Below are 16368 nucleotides of genomic sequence, written 5' to 3'. Positions count from 1 at the left end.
AAGATCACTCGTTCGAGGGATTGCCTCCGGATTCTTGGCTGGCGATCACCCGGCCGTCGGTGGGGAGGGGCGCTGGGCTGCTGGTCACGGGACTTCTGGGGGCGGTCCAGGGGGAGGTGAGGGTGAGGGGGTGGGCTGCTTCAGCGTCCAGGCGTGCGACAGCACCGATGGGGAGTGTGAGTTGTAGCGGGGTGTGTCCGAAGGGCAGGCCGTGGGCGACGGGCCAGGTGTAGTCGCTGCAGACGTCGTCGACCATCTCCGGGTTCGAAGGCCGCAGGACGCGAGTGCTCCCAGCCCGCGATCGGAGACGTCCGGGTGGGCGGCGGCTTCGGGGGCGGAGAGGCTGACGATGCCGACTCGGTCGCCTCGGCGCAGGGAGGCGGGAAGCAGTGGTGTCGCGATCAAGCCGGTGTCTCCTTCGTAGCGGGCGTTGTCGGGCAGGTCGCGAGCTCTGTGCCGAGTGCCGCGGTGTCGCCTGTGCGGCGGTCTTGCGCGCTGTGACGTTCCCGGCTCCGTTATGGCTACGGTCAGAGCAAGACCGGATCGTGCTGCTGTTCAGGGATGGGAAAGCCGGAGGCCGAGGCGGTTGGCCAGGCTGGGGTCGGGGCAGCTGGAGAAGCGAGTAGAGCGCAGGCCGGGCGGTGGAGCAGCCGGATCTGGCCGACCTCGTAGTGATGGGCTCCTCGGGCGCACAGGAGGTTCGTATCGGAGCGCGGTCGCGCGCCCGGTCCTGGCCCGCGGTTTCGGCGAGCAGGGTCCCATGCTGCCGACGTCGCCGGTGGTGAGGGCTGTGAGTACGGCGACTTGCCGGACGTCGAGCATTCGCTTACCGATGCCGCGGTGTGTCTCGATGTGCTTCAAGGCCTCGCTCCAGCGGCCAGCGGTAGTGAGGGAGCGTGCTCCGTCGGCGAGAACCACGCGCCACAGCCATGCGCGGACTTCCGCGCGGGCTTGTGGGCTCTGGGTGAGGTCTGCCGGTACGGTCACGCCCTCGAACTGGGCCGCTGTTCCTGTGCCGACGGCGTCGTACAGCTCAAGGAGGCGTTGGCGCCCGTCGTCGGCTTGACCGGCGCGGATCTGCAGGCGCGCGAGGTTGGCGACGGGTTCCAGGGCCCGGATCGCGGTCATGCCGGGTAGGGGGCAAGAGCGGAGGTATGCGGCGGCGTGCTGGTGGCACATCTGGCGGGCGAGCTCGGGGAGACCAACGTCGGAGGCAATGAGCACGGCCTGGTTGTGGACGGCCGGTGCCAGCCCCTGGTCAGTGGTGCTCTGCGCCGTGTAGGACAGCGCGGTTCAGCGGCGTGTCGAGCGAGAGGAGGCCGGGCCGGTGCTCGATGGCGGGGGCGTTGAAGGGTTGGATCTCGAACGTGGCCTCGCGGCCGCGGTATGCGCGATCCAGGTGCGGATGGCGTCGGCCACGGTCGCGCTGCGCTTCCCAAGCCATCCGGAGGGTCCCGTCTGGGGAAGAGGCCATCACGTCCGCGCGAACCGATGCAGGCAGGCCAGGATCAGGCAAAGTAGGCGAGTCGCCGCCGGTCGAACGGTGAGGCGCGATCCAGATTTTTCGGAGTTCGGCGGTCTGAGGATGTCGAGAACGTGCCACCGGCTCCGTCCCAGGGACGGCAGCGGCCACCACCGGCCGCACGAGGAAGAAGGAGAAACGAGCATGGCGATTCAGCGGATGGACAACGTCGGCATCGTCGTCGAGGACATGGATGCCGCCATCGCGTTCTTCGTGGAACTCGGTATGGAGCTGGAGGGCAGGGCGGAGGTCGGGGGCCTCGTCGCCGACCAGTGCACCGGACTCGACGGCGTCCGCTGTGACATCGCGATGGTCCGGACCCCGGACGGTCACAGCCGGCTCGAGCTGGCGAAGTACCGCAGCCCCGCGGTGATCAGCGCCGGGCCGCGCAACCGGCCGCACAACATTCTGGGCACGCACCGCGTCATGTTCGCCGTCGACGACATCGAGGACACCGTTGCCCGCCTGCGCCCTCACGGCGCCGAACTCGTCGGCGAGATCGCCCGGTTCGAAGACAGCTATCTGCTCTGCTACCTCCGCGGCCCGGAGGGCATCATCGTCGGACTGGCCGAGCAACTGCGCTGAGAAGGAGAAACCGAACAACAGCTCACTGCACCGCTGGCCGCGCAGGTCGCCCTCTTCCTCCGGGGAGCCGGCCCAGCCGCTGAGTCCCGCACCCCGGACGGGGAGCCGTACCGGCGTGCTGACGAGGGCCTGGTGGTGGAGGTCGCGGCCGGGACAACGCGGCACGCGGTGGTCACGGTCGTGCGCGTCCACAGATGACGTGCCGAGCAGCGTGAGCAGAGCGCAAGAGTGCCCGCCCGTGGGTCAGCCCTGCCCCTGCCGAAGGGCCTTGCATCGCTCACAGAGCGGGTTCTCTGGGGGAAAACTGCGGCACAACACGGTTCGGTCAGGAACGCTGCAGCTCAGCGGCTACGGAGTGACCGTAGCGTGCGCAACAGATGCGCCGCCACGGCCCAGTGGCGCGGACGCGGACGGCAGAGCCCGCCGCCCTGAACGGGGTTGCTCTGCCGCCGGAAAGTCCCAAGTTCCAGCAGGTCAAGGGCTACTGGACGGGATGTCAGGCACCGCAACGGGACGGAGCACCGTTAGGGACTCTTCCTGACGAGCCATCATCGCAAAGGGGAACCTGTCGATTTCCAAGCAGAGATCGACATCGTCTGGGTGGTATCCGCTCCGCAGCCCACCGGCAAGATCGGCCGCGGCACGAGAAGTCCTCGCGCGGTGGACATACGGGGCCGCCTCGACATCGCCCCCGGCCATAGATCGACCAATGTATTCGGCGCAGGCCAGGTCCTCGTCGGCCCGGCCTCCCTCGCCGGTGACAACGAACGTCACCGGGCCGGAATCCTCGGTCTGCAGGAACCGCGCGGTCGGGCCGGCCACCACGAAGCTCGCGCACAAGACCAGCGGTGCGTTCGCGACGGCCAGCGCGCCCACGGTCCCTGCCGTCGTCTTCTGCACCAGCGTGCGGCCAGCGAAATCGCATGACCTGAGCAGGCCAGGTGAGTTCACCGCGTCGAAGCCCGCCGCTGGGGCTCCGTCCTTCAAAGCCAGCCAACCCGAGCGGCTCTCCTTCAAGGCAAGTGCCTCACTCTCCGTCGAGGCCAGGACGATCTTCTCGACGCCACGCGAGAAGGCCCAGGCAGCCACGGTGAAGGCGCGCATCACGTCGATGACGACAGCAACACGGGGAACGCCGGTCAACTCTGGGATGCCAACGAAGTGATGGTCCATCGCACCATTCTGACGCCCCTGCATCATCCGAAGGGCACGATTGATCCGGCTGCCGTCGGGGTGACGGTCAGCGAAGCGGTTCTGGTGCTAGTGCTGCGGGCGGCGAGGGCCTCGCGCTCCTCCGCGACGGCCGGCGCCTGCTCCGCGCGGCCGAGCCGACATCGACGACCGCGAGACGCTCTACCGCAAGGTCGCCCCCCACGCCAGTGAACTCCACGACTCCCTGTGCGCCAGTGCCAAGGAAGGGCACACCGTCATGACCGAAGAACTCGGCCAGTGGATCCCGGGCCCGCTCCAGGCACAGTAACCGTCTGTGGCCATCACCGATCAGTGGCGCCGAACAGCACCCAGCCCCGGGACCGTACTGTCCCGGGGCCTCATGTTCACTTCGCTGACCTCTGGGCTCAACGACCCAGGCAGAGCGGTGTCACGTCCACTCCCCACCCAAGTGCCCGTGCCGCGGAGATGGCTTCGGCGCATTTCGTGACGAGCCAGAAGGTCAAGCGTTCCCCCTAGACTTCGGGGACCTGTTGCCGGCCACTCCTCGCGCCGAGAACCAGCGCTGCTGTGACTACTGGGACATCAGTGTGGGTTTACCCAGCCGTGTCGGATGGCGTGACCACCAAGCTGCATCCGGGTCCGCACTCCGGCCATGTCCATGAGGTGGCGCAGGCGTCGGTGCAGCGTGCGTGGTGAAAGACCGAGCTGTGCCGCGGCCGTCGGGTCGGTCAGACCGGCCAGCAGAAGGGCGAGGATCTTCCTGTCGAGGTCGGTCGGGCCTTCCGCACCGAGCTCGACGGCGGTTTCGGCTTCTCCGCCGCTGCCCGACAGCTCGAATGGGCGGGCAGTGCGCCATACCGTCTCGAACAGCGCGTCCAACGCATCCAGCAGGCCGCTGCGGTGCAGCAGCACGGCGCCGGGCTCTCCGTCTGGTGTGACCGCAAGCGGGACGAGGCCGAGGTCGGCGTCTGCCAGGACGAGTTTCATCGGCAGCTGGTCGGCGACACGCAGTTCCACGCCGTTGCGCAGTGAATTGATCGCCTCTTCGATGATGCCCGGCTCTGCCAGCGCGGTCCGGTCGAGTACCGCCCGGAAGTGCACGCCGCGGCCGAGGGCCACGGGTTCAGCCGTGTTCTCGTCGGGTGGCAAGGCGACGAAGGGTGCCGTGATGAAGCTGCGCACCTGCGTGCGGGCTGCCTGCTGCACCTGTAGGAAGCGGTGGCGGATGGCATCGACTCCCGTGACCACCTCGATCAGATCGCTGATGCTGCTCCCGGTCATCGCCGCCCGGTGTTCCTCGGCGAAGGTCACCAGTGCCTGCTCGGCCACGCGCAGCCCGTCACGGCGCTGGCTGATGAGAGCGCCGAGCGCCATGGCCGGCGGTGCGGCGGTGAACCGCTCATCCGCCGACCTGGTCACCAGTCCCCACCCGACCAGGCGGGACAGCGCCTTGTCGACGTGGGCTCGCGAGAGAACGAGCAGATCCGACAGCGGCATCGCGGTGGAGTTCGGCAGTCCGAGCAGCGCCCGGTAGACGCGCTCGTCATCGGGTTCGAGGCCCAGGACATCCAGCATCGGCGACCGACTCTCTTCCGCTTGCCGCAGCGAGGAGAGTATGCGCCACGGCGGCAGACCCTGAAAAGTCCCTGCTGGGAGCAGGTGGGACGGGAAGGGCCCCGGGGATTCGCCTCCCCGGGGCCCGACAGTGCGGTTCATCGCAAGCCGTACGCCCGGATGATCTCGTTCTTGACGCTGAAGCCGCTGTCCGTCTCGGCACTCGCGCGTACCGAGACGAAGCCGCCGGGCTTCTTCGCCGTCCTGAACGAACCCGTCCAGTAGCCGCCGGCGCCCTTGTCCAGGGTCACCTTCTGCCAGGTGCGGCCCTCGTCGTACGAGACGTCCAGCTTCACCGTGGTCACGGTGCCCGGCACGGTACCGAGGTCCATCGACACCGGCTTGAGCGCGATCTGCTCGGTCGCATTGGCCTTGACGTCGCCGTGCAGGTCCGACTCGAGCTTGTAGTCCAGATTCAGCACCGAGAACGGCTCGAAGAAGTCCGAGTCGACGGTGTCGGACATGAACGTCCACTCGGTGTGGGTTCGCGTCGACAGCCGGAAGACGTCACCGGGCCGCTCCACGTCGAGGACGGCGCGGTAGGGCAGATTGCCCGCCGGCACCTCGTGCCACTGCATGTCTCCACCGGCCGGGTTGTCGTGGATCAGCGTGTCGCCCTGGAAGACCTGCAGGTGGGACGGCGTCTCACCCCAGGGCAGGTAGCCGCCCAGCCGCATGTTGTCGCTGGCGGAGGCCCATGCCTGCACGTTCCAGGTCATGTAGTTCCCCCAGCGGGAGTTGTACACACCGAAGGACTCGCTCTGGCCGGGGCGCGTCGCCGGAGCGAACCAGTCCAGCCGGGTGGCGCTGCCCTTGGCGTAAGTGTTGTCGCCCGACACCATCGACCACGGCAGGGCTCCGTCGAGGCCCTGCGTGTGGAACTCCCTCCAGACCTGGCCCGGGGTCACCCATTCGGTGCGGGTACCCGGGTGCCACTCGAGCTCGGGGAAGTTGAACGACGGGCTGAGGGTGAAGTCGGAGCGGTAGCCCTCCGCCAACCGGCCGCCCGCGGCGGAGTAGTAGCGCGCGTCGATCCGGGCGAGGTCGTCCTTGGTCGGCTTGTAGACCAGGGCCCGGTCCGGCACCTGGCCGGGATAGTCCCGGGTCAGGTCGTAGACGAACGGCGTGTACTCGGTCTGCTGTGCGGTCAGCTCAAGATGGCCCGCCTTGGCCATCGCAATGAGGGTCTTGCCCGCGTCGCGGTGCACGGTGGCCACCGGGATGGTCGACTCACCGACGTACTCCAGCAGGGCACCGACACCGTCATTGACCACGATCAGCGCCCTCGCACCGGCCGCGACCGCGGCCTCGGTGCGCTCCTGCGGCGAGACCTTGTCGTTGCGCTCGATGACGACGAACTTGCCCCTGGCCTTGACCTTCCCGTAGTCGGCAGCCGCACCGTTGCCCGCGTAGACGGCGTCCAGCTTGTCCGTGGCGGTGCCCAGGGCGCTGCCCGCCTGCACCAGCGTCTCGAAGCGGAGCCGGTCGCCCGACGTGCTCAGACTGAGCAGCGGCTCGCCCTTGCGCCAGCGCGTGGTCAGGATGAACTCGCCGTGCTTCATCGGCTCAGTCGGCGCGACGTAGACGTCGTCGTACGCCAGGGGCAGCACGTATGCGCTGCGGTAGTCCATGAAGGGGTCGAGGCCCTTGTAGTGGACGTTGAAGTCGACCTTGCGTTGGCGGTCCTCGGTGCGCTGCGGCGCCTCGGTCTGCAACAGGCGTGCCTTGCTCGCGTCCAGCACCACGTCAACGGAGCCGTCCTTGAGCACGGTCTCCGGGTCGACCAGCACGGCCAGGCCCGAGCGGTCCGCCTTCTCGCCGGCCACGTCGAGGTACGCCGCGACGGTGTACAGGCCGGGTGCCATGCGCATGGTGGTCGAGCCGTCGACGTAGACCGACCACGGCCAGAAGTCGCCGGCCAGGTTGATCGCGACCATCCCGGCGGCGGGCTTGCCGTCCCGGCCGACCAGCTTGATGTTCAGGTCGTAGCGCTCCTCTTCCTTGATGAGCGCCACGGAGGTGCGGGTCACCGGGTGGCCGTTGGCCGCGTCGGTGGCTGTCACGTAGCCGACGTGCCGGCCTGCCGAGGCGTTTCGCGGGTCGCCCGTCACCGGGACGGCGGCGGTGCCGCCCGCCGGGACGGTCACTGTGGTGGCTCCCAGCGTGAACGGGCCGCCGTCGTTGGTCAGGGCCAGTTTCAGTGTGATGTCTGTGGAACCGGAGTTGGTGAAGGTCAGGTCCTTGGTGACGGCGACGTCGCTCGGCTCGTGCGGCCATGTGTAGTCGCCGAAGAAGAGCGATCCGGTGCCGCGGACCGTGGTGCGCACGGCGGCGGCGACGTCGAGACGGCCGGCTCCGACCTCGTACGGCGAGTACCCGCCGTCCAGGCCCTTCGCGGTGCTCATCAGGTGTTCCTTGAGCTGCGCGCCGGTCCAGTCCGGGTGCTGCTGGGCAAGGATCGCCGCCGCGCCGACCACGTGAGGGGTGGCCATCGAGGTGCCGCTGATGGTGCGGTAGAGGCCCTGACCACCGTCGGTCATCTCCTGCGAGCGGGCCGCGGTGATGTCCACGCCGGGCGCCGCGATGTCCGGCTTCATGCCGCCGGAGTAGGCCAGCGGGCCGGTGCTGGAGAAGGACGCGAGCCGGTCCTGCTTGTCCGTGGCGGCCACGGTCAGCGCCGAGGCGGCCGCACCCGGCGCGGAGATGCTCTCCGGGCCCGCGTTGCCGGCGGCGATGACGAACAGCGTGCCGTACTGCGCGGACAGCGCGTCGACCGTTTGTGACATCGGGTCGCTGCCGTCCGTCGGGTAGGAGTCGCCGAGGCTCATGTTGACGACGTCCGCACCGGACTCGGCGGCCCACTGCATGCCGGCCATGACCCAGGAGTCCTGGCCGTAGCCCTCCGCGCCGCCGAGCACCTTGCCGACGAACAGGTCGGCGCCGGGGGCGACGCCCTTGTTGTCGCCTCCTGAGGCGGCGCCCGAACCGGCGATCGTGCCGGCCACGTGCGTGCCGTGCCCGTTGACGTCGGTGACGGTCTCACCCGGCACGAAGCTGGTCGTGCCGTCGATCAGGCCGGCGAAGTCGGGGTGGTTGACGTCGATGCCGGTGTCGAGCACCGCGACCTTGACGCCCTTGCCGGTGTACCCGGCCGCCCATGCCTCGGTCGCGCCGATCAGCGGCACGCTCTCCTTCAGGCTGGCCTTCACCCGACCGTCGAGCCACAGCTTCGCCACGCCCGCGCCCAACGTGGCGCTGCCCTGCGGCGCGACGTCGCTCCAGAACGTGCGGGCCTGCCGCTTCTCGGTGCTGAGCGCGGCACCGCGGATGCTCTTGAGGTCGCGGGTCAGCTTGCTGCCCCTGGGGGCCGTCGGCGGGGCGGCCGAGCGGGACTTCGGCTCGGCGTACGTCGCGATCAGCGGCACCTCGGCCGACTTCGCGTCGTCGTAACCCATTTCGATCAGGTCGCTGACGTTGAACAGCCGCCGGTCCAGCTTGCCCGTGCCCAGCAGCGGCACCGCCTCGTCCGGGATGACGAACAGATCACCCTTGATCTCCTGGATCTTTACGCCACCGACGGCGCTGTCCGGCCGGTCGACGTCGGCGGCCTGCTTGCCGTCGGCCATCGTGGTGACCGTGACGACGTCGCCGGTGACCAGGGTGACCTTGTGGGTCGCCGAGGGTTTGGCGGGAACGGTGGGCTTGCTCGGAGCGGCTTGTGCGGGCGCTTGCAGAACTGCGAGTCCCGACGCCAGCAACGGCACCGCGGTGACGGCCGAGATCAGCTGCCAGCGCCTACGGCGGAAGGCGGAAGATAGTGAGGGGGAGAACATGCCATGGGTCTATCGGCCAGTAACGCCCACGTGAACGCCTGATGGAGGCAAGTCCTTGCCATGGCGCGGACTTGCCAGCCGTGAACCTCGCGAATCCAGGCAAAGTCACACGCCGCAACGGTGAACGGCACGATCGCGGTGCTCCTCCACAGGCAGCCAGGTGCGTCAGGATTCGCCGTCGAACTCCCGGCCGGCGACGGTCACCAGGTGCTTCCATCCGGCCGCCGCGCGCCGCGCGCCGCGGCCTCGCAGCCGGCCAGTTCGGCTCGTGGGCTCAGCTCGGATATCCGCCCAGCTCGATCCCGGGAGCATCGGCAAGGTGGGAGTCACACCGCAGTCCGGTCTGTCCGAGCTGATCCTGGAAGCGGTCCTTGACGAGACGGGCTCTCCGAGCTGCTGCCGCGGGCCTGGCTGCGGGCGGCGCGGCGCAGCTCGATGCCGTCGGCCATGACGGCCGTCGCCGCCATTGCGGGCGGGCGTGCATGAAGTCCGGCTTGTGAAGCATGCGCGGGAGATGGAATGCGTCATTTACGACCAGGGTTCAGGCCGCTCGGAGTTCGCGGAGTGCGAGCTGCCGGACGAAGCCTGCCGGCTCGCCCTCAAACAGCTCCGTGGCCTGCGCGACGGTGAGTTCGCCTGGGTGCGTGTGGCAGATCCGTCCGAGGACGAGCTCGTTCAGCTGTCCGAGGAGCTGGGCCTGCATCCGTTGGCTGTCGAGGACGCCGTCCAGGCGCAACAGCGTCCGAAGCGGGAGCGGTTTGGCGATGTCCTGGCCGTTGCGCTGAAGACCCTCTGGTACGTGCAGGAAGAGACGGCGGTGGAGACCGGCGAAATGATGCTCTTCGTCGGCCCCCGCTGCATCCTCACCGTTCGCCACGGGGCGGTCGACCCGTGCGCCGAGGCCACCCGTCGGCTGGACGCCGACCCGGACATGCTGCGATTCGGTCCCTGGGCCGTCCTGCACGCCGTCCTGGACGTCGTCGTCGACGCCTACAGCGACGCGGCCGAGAAGGTGCGCGCCGCCCTCGACCGGCTGGAAGACCAGGTCTTTTCCAGTTCGCGCGTCGACCACACCGAGGGTATCTACTCGCTGAAGCGAGAGGTCCGCGAGTTTCGTGACGCGGTGCAGCCGCTCGTCCCGGTCGTCCAGGGCCTCTTGAGCGAGCCCGGCGAAGGGGACCGTCGGACGAAGATCGCGCCGTACGTTCGTGATGTGACCGATCACCTTCAGCGCACGGACATCGAGGTGCGGACTCTGGATGAGTTGCTGAACTCGGTCCTTGACGCGCAGCAGGCCCGGGTGAGTATGTGGCAGAACGACGACATGCGACGCATTTCGGCGTGGGCGGCGATCTTCGCGATCCCCACCATGGTTGCCGGCGTCTACGGAATGAACTTCGAACACATGCCGGAACTCGGCTGGACCTACGGCTACCCGATGGCCGTCGGGCTCATGGCGCTGGCGTCGGGAGCCTTGTACCGTGCCTTCCGCCGCAACGGATGGCTGTAGGCGAGATGCCGTCATCGCTGCGGCAGTTCACCCTGGCGAACTCCCACCACCCGAACCACACCGTCCAGACCCGCGCACTGCACGCCTGTCCACACTGGCTTGGGACGCTCCAGGCTGGCGCGGACGAGCCGGAGTGCGGCCGCCGGGTCCGCGGCACGGGTGACCGTCCTGCCCACGACGACATGTGAAGCACCAGCGGCGACGGCAGCATGCGGTGTGCCGGGCCGGGCGTGCTCACCTTGGGGCTCTCCCGGAAGCGCGACTCCCGGCGTGATGATCAGGGTGTTGGCTCCCAGCACACCCCGCAGTGGCCCGGCTTCCCGCGGCGATGCGATCACGCCATGGCAACCAGCGCCTTCCGCCAGCCGGGCCAGCCGCAACACCTGCTCCTCGGTCGAGGCTGATCCGGTGACGCCGATGTCAGCGAGATCGGAGCTCGTCATGCTGGTGACGACGGTCAGAGCCAGAACGCGAAGGCGTGGAAAGTCGCGGGCCGCCGCGACAGCGGCGGACATGATGCCGGTGCCGCCCATGCTGTGGACGGTCACCATGGAGACACCCAGAGCGCCAGCGGCGCGGACCGCGCCGGCCACGGAGTGGGGGATCTCGAAGAGTTTCAGGTCCAGGAAGACCTCCTTGCCCTTGGCTACGAGGTGCTCGACGAGGTCCGGCCCGGCCGCCGTGAGCAGTTCCATCCCGACCTTGTAGAAACGACACTCCTCACCGAGCCGGTCGACGACTTCGTCAGCCGCTCGACGGTTGTCAAAGTCCAAAGCAACGATGATCCGACTGGTTGGCTCCACGGCGTCATTGTCACCCACGCGGAGTTGGAGGCGTCAGCGGCCTGGGTTGCGCCCGACCGCCCTCACCAGCACCCTGGCGCCATGAATTCCTGACCGGGTGCCGGTGCCTTCTGCGAGGATCGGCGGATGGCCGACAGCAGGGACCGCTCGACTCTTCGACAGTTGGTCGGCGACGTCGTCGTTCGTCTCGGTGGCGCGAACGCGCACGCCACACTCGACGAGGCCTTCGCGGAGCTGGGGATGCCGCCCGTTTCGGACGAGGGGACGAAGAACGACGAGGAACTGCAGGAAACCTGCCGCGCCATCGTGACTCGCCTCGCATGACCTGCACACCGCGCCAGAAGACGCCACCAGGTCCCATTGAGCGCGGACGCAGCCTGACGGGCCATGTGGGCGCTCAGTCACAGTTGTTGTGACCGAGCATTAGACCTGTCACATGAGCACTGGATTTGTCGTGCTGTGTGGTGAAGCCGGGTTCGGCGCGGCGATCCCGGTCGTGGAGTCGACGCACACGATCGTCCAGCCCACCTCACTGATCGCGTCCGAGTGCTGCTGGACGTGCGCCAGGAGCCGGTCCCAGGTTCCGTCCGCCGACCAGCGGCGGAAACGTTCGTAGACCGTTCTCCACGGCCCGTAGCGTTCCGGCAGGTCCCGCCAGGCGGCCCCGGTGGACAGCTTCCACCGGATCCCGTTGAGGACCTGCCGCCGGTCGCGGACTGGTCGGCCCATCCGCGGCGGGGCAACAACGGCCCGATCACCGTCCAAGCCTGATCGGTAAGTTCACGACCTCGCACCACGAAAGGAGCAACGGGCAACCGACTCTGCGGACACGCCCCCAGTAATGGATTCCGGTGACAGCCGGGGCACCAGCACGGGCGGAGGGGGAGGCCAGTCATGCGGTCGGCCGGGCCGGGTGGTGAGGTGGCAGGCGGCGGCACGGGAACGTGTTGCAGCTCACCAGGAAACGGTGACAGGGCGGTGTCGCGGAAGGCTGCGATCGTCGACGCCGTGATGATCACCGATGAGGACTGCCTCGCCGAGACCCTGGCGTTCAACAAGCAATTCGAGGCCGCTGCCGCGAGCCGCCCAGCGCGCGACCAGATGCCGGATGCAACCGTGCTGGCCGCCCTCCGGCGCAACCGGTTGGGCGGTGACACGCCACCTGTTCGCCTGCCGCAGGGCCAAGACCGCGTCACTGCCGACGGGGTGAAGGTCCGGGCGTTCGTGCCCGACCGCGTCGACGGCGTGTACCTCCACTTCCATGGAGGCGGCTGGATGTTCGGCTCCGCGGACGGGCAGGATGAAAGGCTGTGGCGACTCGCCGAGCAGGCACGGCTGGCCGTGGTCAGTGTGGACTACCGCCTCGCGCCGGAACACCCCTTCCCCGCCGGGCCCGACGACTGCGAAGCGGCCGCCCTGTGGCTGGTGGACCAGGCTGCGGCCGAGTTCGGAACCGGGCGGCTGCTGATCGGTGGTGAATCGGCCGGAGCCCACCTGAGCGTCGTCACGCTGCTCCGGCTTCGCGACCGGCACGGCATCACCGGCGCGTTCCGGGCGGCCCACCTCCTCTTCGGCCCGTACGACCTGTCGATGACACCAAGCCAGCGATCGTTCGGTTCCAGGCGGCTGCTGAGCAATACCGATACGCTGCGGCGCACCATTGGGCTGTTCACACCGGGCATGGGGGCGGAACAGCGCCGCGATCCCGAGGTCTCGCCGCTCTTCGCCGACCTGGCCGGCCTGCCGCCCGCCCGGATCGTCGTCGGCACCGAGGATCCGCTGCGGGACGACTCGCTGTTCCTAGCCGCACGGTGGCAGGCGGCGGGCACGCCTGCGCATCTGAGTGTCGTCGCCGGCGCCATGCACGGCTTCACTCTGTTCCCGTTGACCATCACCGAACGGGAACAGCGACGCGAGTGGCACTTCCTGTCCACCACGGGACGGTAGCGTCGCCGACATGAACCGCACTGCCCGGCTGTATGCACTGGTGGAAGAGCTGCGTGCGGTGGCGCCACGGTCACGGACGGTCGCGGCGCTCGCCGCGCGCTTCGAGGTGAGTACGCGCACGGTGCAGCGCGACCTCCAAGCGCTGATGGAGACCGGCGTCCCGGTGCGCAGCGCCCCCGGGCGGGGCGGGGGCTGGTCGGTCGACCCTGAAATGACCCTGCCCCCGATCCACTTCACCTCCGAGGAAGCCTCGGCACTAGCCGTTGCCCTCGCCACGGCCGACGCCTCCGCCCCGTACGCCGGTGCGGCCCGCGCAGCAGCCCAGAAGATCGCGGCCTCGATGACCGGCTCGGCTTCGGCGGCGGCCCAGGAACTGGCCACACGGATCGTTACGCTGCCCTCACCGTCCGACGCCTTGGTTCGCACCGCCGTGGAACACGCCCTCAGTGCCAAAACGGTCCTGCAGCTGACCTACACCGACGCGGCAGGACGCGAAAGCCACCGCGCAGTGGAACCGGCCGGACTGCTCACCGCCGACGGCCGGTGGTACCTCATCGCCTGGTGCCGCACGCGACAGGCCGGCCGGGGTTTCCGGCTGGACCGCATCACAGCTGCGGCTGCGACCACGGAGCAGGCACACACCCACGACCTGACCGAACTGCTGCGCGGCTCGGTCGCAGCCGGCGCGGTCCAGCCCACCACGCTGGCCTCATTCACGCCCCGCCTTGAGAAGCCGAAGTCACCACTCCGGTGAACCCCTCCGGTCACGGCACCAGGGACACCGAGCGCGGACATGCTCGACACTCACGGACCTGGGCGGGGCTGAAAACCCTGGAGTGGTGCAGCGGCCCCGCACCACCCAGGCCCGGTCCCGCCGCGCGGCTAGCCGCGCGGCCCTCGGGTCGCTTCGGCGCGGCGGAAGGCCTCGTCGCAGGTCCGGCCAGAGCGGACGGCTACCAGTGAGAGGTTGTTGACGAGGCCGCCGTTGGTGAACTCCAGACGCCAGGAGCCCCTGGTCAGAGCTACTGCCGGAACGGGCTCGCCGTGGCGGGCCGTGACCTGCCAGCCACGTTCCTCCAGAGCGATTTCGAGGGCCGTCAGCCGACCGTCGTCGGCGGGGCCGTCGCCCGTCCAGTCCGCGATGCAGTCGGCGAGCTCCCCTTCCTCGGCGGGGGACGCGGCGCCCGGGGTGAGCCCGGCAGTTGTGGTGGCTGCGGCGAGTTCCGCCGCGACCGTGCCGCGCGAAGGGTCGCCCTCGGCGCGGGCCGGGGCCTTCGCGCCTTCGGGCTCCCGGACCCAGCCGTCCCCGCTGCCTTCCTCGGTCGAAGCCAGGATGATCCCACCGACGACGAGGGTGCTCGCGAGCGCCGCGGACCCTGCGGCAGCCGCCCATGCGGCTCCGCCCCTGATCCTGCGCACGTTCGCCCCCCTCGCACCGTCTGGCCTGCAACCGGGGCGTCATGCTAGCCGACCCGGTCGACGGCGGCGGCGACCGGGATGTCTCAGCCGGCGATCTCGCGGATCTGTTGTGCGTTCGCTCTCCAGCCGCGCCGGGCCGAGAGGTCCAAGCTGCATTCCCCGGTCCCACCTGCACTTCACCCTCGACAGGCTCGTCCTGACTGAACCTGGTGGAAAGGTGGTTCACCGAGCTCACCACGAAGAAGCTCCGGCGCGCGGTCGACCACGCGGTCCAGGCCCTCGAACGCGACAGCCGGGCCTGGCTCACCGACTGGACCGCTACGCCTCGCCCCGCTGGCACGAGTGGAACTTCACCGGCGACCGCTGCCCGGGCGGAGAGGACGCCCGCCGCCGGCGACCGGTAGCCGGCCGACGATGGAGACGACGTCGCAGCGGTGCAGGGGCGGTTGGGGATCACGGTGGCGAGCCCCTCGTCACCGAAAATCTGTCCCCATGCATGTCGGGCTGATCGAACGGCTCGGTGGGACACCATCGGTGCTGACTCCTCGTTGGACGAATCGGCCGGCCTGATCCTCCCCGAGGCGGGCTGCGACCCGCTGACCACTGAAAGGAACCCCACCGTGGACAAGACGATCTGGGACACCACCGCCGAGCTCGCGGCCTTCCTCGACGAGAAGGCCGCGCACGTCCCCGCCGAACAGCGGAAGGTTTTGCAGGTACTGAAGATCGGCGAGGAGTTCGGCGAGGCGGCGCAGGCCGTCATCGGTGTCACCGGCACCAACCCCCGTAAGGGCCGGTCCCACACGTGGGACGACGTGGCCGCCGAGGTTTGCGATGTGATGGTGACCTCGATGGTGGCGCTCCACCGGCTCGGCATCCCCGATCCGGCCGCTGTGTTCGCCGCGCACCTTCAGAAGACCACTGCCCGCACCCTCGCGGCCCGGGAGGCGTGAGTGGGTGACTGGATCCCCCGCGAAGAGTGGGTGAAGACGCAGCCGCAGGCACTCGTGGCGTCGTGCGTCATGCTGCTGGACGATCAGGACCGAATGCTCTTACTCCGGTACGGTCCTGGCCAGGAAGACGCCAGCGGGACGTGGTGGCTACCGGGCGGCATGGTCGATGACGGCGAGAACCCGTGGCCGGCGGCCCGGCGCGAGCTGGGCGAGGAGACCGGCATCACGTTGGGCTCCCCACCGTGCCTCATCGGAATCGACCACAGGGCCGACGTCCTCGGAACCGGCCCCGTCGTCGACTATTTCTTCGCTGCGAGGCTCGCCGCCGGTCAGCGGATCCGGCTCAGCCCCGAGCACGACCGGCACGCCTTACACCACCCCGACGACCTGCCGGATCTCCTCGCGGCACACTGTCAGACTCTCACCGCGCTTCATGCCGCAGCCCTGGCCGGCCGCGCCATATACCTCCAAGAGGGGATACCGACATGAACCGGATCCGTACCGCCGCGACCGGCCTGGTCGTCCGTGGCGGCCACGTTCTGCTCGTGCGCGGCACCTGGCCCCAGCCGGATACCTGGCTGCCGCCCGGCGGCGGACAGAAGCTGGGCGAGCCTCTGCACCGCACCGTCGAACGGGAGGTGCTGGAGGAGACGGGGGTGACGGTTCGCGCCGGACAGTTGCTGATCCTGCGCGAGCACATCCCCGCCAGCCACGAGGAGGGACCGATCGGGGACGACCGCAATCACCGGGTCGATGCATTGTTCTGGTGTGAGGTGGTCTCGGAGCCGTCCGAGCTGGGCGGCAGCGTTCCGGATCCGACTCATTCGGGCGTTGAATGGGTGCCGCTGGAGAAGGTCGGCGAGCTGCGGATGATTCCGGTGTACCTGCGCGACCAACTTCCCGTTATCGCAGCCCGGGCCGCTGCCGGTGCGTGGCGGACGATGTACCTGGGCGACATGGCTTGACCCGGATGAGCGCAGTGCCCCTTCCGCCGGGTCGGTAGAGGGGG

At 69.1% G+C, this 16368-nt stretch carries 13 protein-coding genes and 5 pseudogenes; 10 read left to right on the top strand and 8 right to left on the bottom strand.

The window, feature by feature from the left end; all coding sequences use genetic code 11:
- Window positions 1-4 precede the first annotated feature (4 nt).
- Together AB0D48_RS23230 and AB0D48_RS23225 are read right to left on the bottom strand one after the other, a co-directional pair.
- On the bottom strand, window positions 5-256 hold the full coding sequence (locus AB0D48_RS23230; RefSeq protein WP_362400013.1) for a hypothetical protein: 252 nt from the start codon (window positions 254-256) through the stop codon (window positions 5-7).
- A 515-nt stretch (window positions 257-771) separates the two neighbouring features.
- Window positions 772-1287, bottom strand: a pseudogene (locus AB0D48_RS23225) (hypothetical protein); the annotation flags it as partial.
- Between the two features lie 379 nt (window positions 1288-1666).
- Between AB0D48_RS23225 and AB0D48_RS23220 the strand changes: the two are divergent.
- Window positions 1667-2107, top strand: a complete 441-nt coding sequence (locus tag AB0D48_RS23220) for a VOC family protein (protein ID WP_362400010.1) — start codon at window positions 1667-1669, stop codon at window positions 2105-2107.
- Between the two features lie 474 nt (window positions 2108-2581).
- Here AB0D48_RS23220 and AB0D48_RS23215 read toward each other — a convergent pair whose 3' ends face one another.
- The 3 genes from AB0D48_RS23215 to AB0D48_RS23205 form a co-directional block, all read right to left on the bottom strand.
- On the bottom strand, window positions 2582-3280 hold the full coding sequence (locus AB0D48_RS23215) for a 2-phosphosulfolactate phosphatase (RefSeq protein ID WP_362400007.1): 699 nt from the start codon (window positions 3278-3280) through the stop codon (window positions 2582-2584).
- 582 nt (window positions 3281-3862) lie between these two features.
- Window positions 3863-4855, bottom strand: a complete 993-nt coding sequence (locus AB0D48_RS23210; protein WP_362400004.1) for a helix-turn-helix domain-containing protein — start codon at window positions 4853-4855, stop codon at window positions 3863-3865.
- A gap of 137 nt (window positions 4856-4992) precedes the next feature.
- Window positions 4993-8727 carry a S8 family serine peptidase gene (locus tag AB0D48_RS23205; RefSeq protein WP_362400001.1) on the bottom strand — a complete coding sequence of 1245 codons (3735 nt, stop codon included), beginning with the start codon at window positions 8725-8727 and terminating at the stop codon, window positions 4993-4995.
- Between the two features lie 496 nt (window positions 8728-9223).
- On the opposite strand from AB0D48_RS23205, the gene AB0D48_RS23200 reads away from it, so the two are divergent.
- Together AB0D48_RS23200 and AB0D48_RS23195 are read left to right on the top strand one after the other, a co-directional pair.
- Window positions 9224-10237, top strand: a complete 1014-nt coding sequence (locus tag AB0D48_RS23200; RefSeq protein WP_362399998.1) for a magnesium and cobalt transport protein CorA — start codon at window positions 9224-9226, stop codon at window positions 10235-10237.
- 17 nt (window positions 10238-10254) lie between these two features.
- A pseudogene (locus AB0D48_RS23195) lies at window positions 10255-10323 on the top strand (integrase); the annotation flags it as partial.
- 30 nt (window positions 10324-10353) lie between these two features.
- Here AB0D48_RS23195 and pyrF read toward each other — a convergent pair.
- Window positions 10354-11040 (bottom strand): annotated as a pseudogene (pyrF, locus tag AB0D48_RS23190) (orotidine-5'-phosphate decarboxylase); the annotation flags it as partial.
- Window positions 11041-11166: 126 nt separating this feature from the next.
- Between pyrF and AB0D48_RS23185 the strand changes: the two are divergent.
- Window positions 11167-11364, top strand: a complete 198-nt coding sequence (locus AB0D48_RS23185; RefSeq protein ID WP_362399995.1) for a hypothetical protein — start codon at window positions 11167-11169, stop codon at window positions 11362-11364.
- Between the two features lie 171 nt (window positions 11365-11535).
- Here AB0D48_RS23185 and AB0D48_RS23180 read toward each other — a convergent pair.
- Window positions 11536-11834: pseudogene (locus AB0D48_RS23180) on the bottom strand (transposase); the annotation flags it as partial.
- 217 nt (window positions 11835-12051) lie between these two features.
- On the opposite strand from AB0D48_RS23180, the gene AB0D48_RS23175 reads away from it, so the two are divergent.
- Window positions 12052-12987, top strand: a complete 936-nt coding sequence (locus AB0D48_RS23175; RefSeq protein ID WP_362400135.1) for an alpha/beta hydrolase — start codon at window positions 12052-12054, stop codon at window positions 12985-12987.
- Between the two features lie 10 nt (window positions 12988-12997).
- Window positions 12998-13741 carry a YafY family protein gene (locus AB0D48_RS23170; RefSeq protein ID WP_362399992.1) on the top strand — a complete coding sequence of 248 codons (744 nt, stop codon included), beginning with the start codon at window positions 12998-13000 and terminating at the stop codon, window positions 13739-13741.
- A gap of 128 nt (window positions 13742-13869) precedes the next feature.
- Here the strand turns inward: AB0D48_RS23170 and AB0D48_RS23165 are convergent, their stop codons facing one another.
- A complete protein-coding gene (locus tag AB0D48_RS23165; RefSeq protein ID WP_362399989.1) occupies window positions 13870-14406 on the bottom strand; it encodes a hypothetical protein in 537 nt (178 codons plus the stop codon).
- 157 nt (window positions 14407-14563) lie between these two features.
- Between AB0D48_RS23165 and AB0D48_RS23160 the strand changes: the two are divergent.
- From AB0D48_RS23160 to AB0D48_RS23145, 4 genes and pseudogenes are all read left to right on the top strand, one after another.
- Window positions 14564-14678: pseudogene (locus AB0D48_RS23160) on the top strand (IS630 family transposase); the annotation flags it as partial.
- Between the two features lie 348 nt (window positions 14679-15026).
- Window positions 15027-15359: a MazG-like family protein gene (locus AB0D48_RS23155; RefSeq protein WP_362399986.1), complete on the top strand. Its 333-nt coding sequence runs from the start codon at window positions 15027-15029 to the stop codon at window positions 15357-15359.
- Window positions 15360-15848 carry an NUDIX hydrolase gene (locus AB0D48_RS23150; protein WP_362399983.1) on the top strand — a complete coding sequence of 163 codons (489 nt, stop codon included), beginning with the start codon at window positions 15360-15362 and terminating at the stop codon, window positions 15846-15848.
- A complete protein-coding gene (locus AB0D48_RS23145) occupies window positions 15845-16324 on the top strand; it encodes an NUDIX domain-containing protein (RefSeq protein ID WP_362399980.1) in 480 nt (159 codons plus the stop codon). Before AB0D48_RS23150 ends, AB0D48_RS23145 begins: the two co-directional genes overlap by 4 nt.
- Window positions 16325-16368: the final 44 nt, after the last annotated feature.

It is taken from the genome of Streptomyces sp. NPDC048269 (assembly GCF_040652395.1).
Classification (GTDB): domain Bacteria; phylum Actinomycetota; class Actinomycetes; order Streptomycetales; family Streptomycetaceae; genus Streptomyces.
Note: the sequence above shows the minus strand (reverse complement) of the source record. Positions and strands in the feature narration are given on the sequence as shown.

Bases quoted from the DNA above. Each gene is read 5' to 3' on its own strand.
- AB0D48_RS23230 (WP_362400013.1), bottom strand. From the start codon at position 256: ATGGTCGACGACGTCTGCAGCGACTACACCTGGCCCGTCGCCCACGGC.
- AB0D48_RS23220 (WP_362400010.1), top strand. From the start codon at position 1,667: ATGGCGATTCAGCGGATGGACAACGTCGGCATCGTCGTCGAGGACATG.
- AB0D48_RS23215 (WP_362400007.1), bottom strand. From the start codon at position 3,280: ATGGACCATCACTTCGTTGGCATCCCAGAGTTGACCGGCGTTCCCCGT.
- AB0D48_RS23210 (WP_362400004.1), bottom strand. From the start codon at position 4,855: ATGCTGGATGTCCTGGGCCTCGAACCCGATGACGAGCGCGTCTACCGG.
- AB0D48_RS23205 (WP_362400001.1), bottom strand. From the start codon at position 8,727: ATGTTCTCCCCCTCACTATCTTCCGCCTTCCGCCGTAGGCGCTGGCAG.
- AB0D48_RS23185 (WP_362399995.1), top strand. From the start codon at position 11,167: ATGGCCGACAGCAGGGACCGCTCGACTCTTCGACAGTTGGTCGGCGAC.
- AB0D48_RS23175 (WP_362400135.1), top strand. From the start codon at position 12,052: ATGATCACCGATGAGGACTGCCTCGCCGAGACCCTGGCGTTCAACAAG.
- AB0D48_RS23170 (WP_362399992.1), top strand. From the start codon at position 12,998: ATGAACCGCACTGCCCGGCTGTATGCACTGGTGGAAGAGCTGCGTGCG.
- AB0D48_RS23145 (WP_362399980.1), top strand. From the start codon at position 15,845: ATGAACCGGATCCGTACCGCCGCGACCGGCCTGGTCGTCCGTGGCGGC.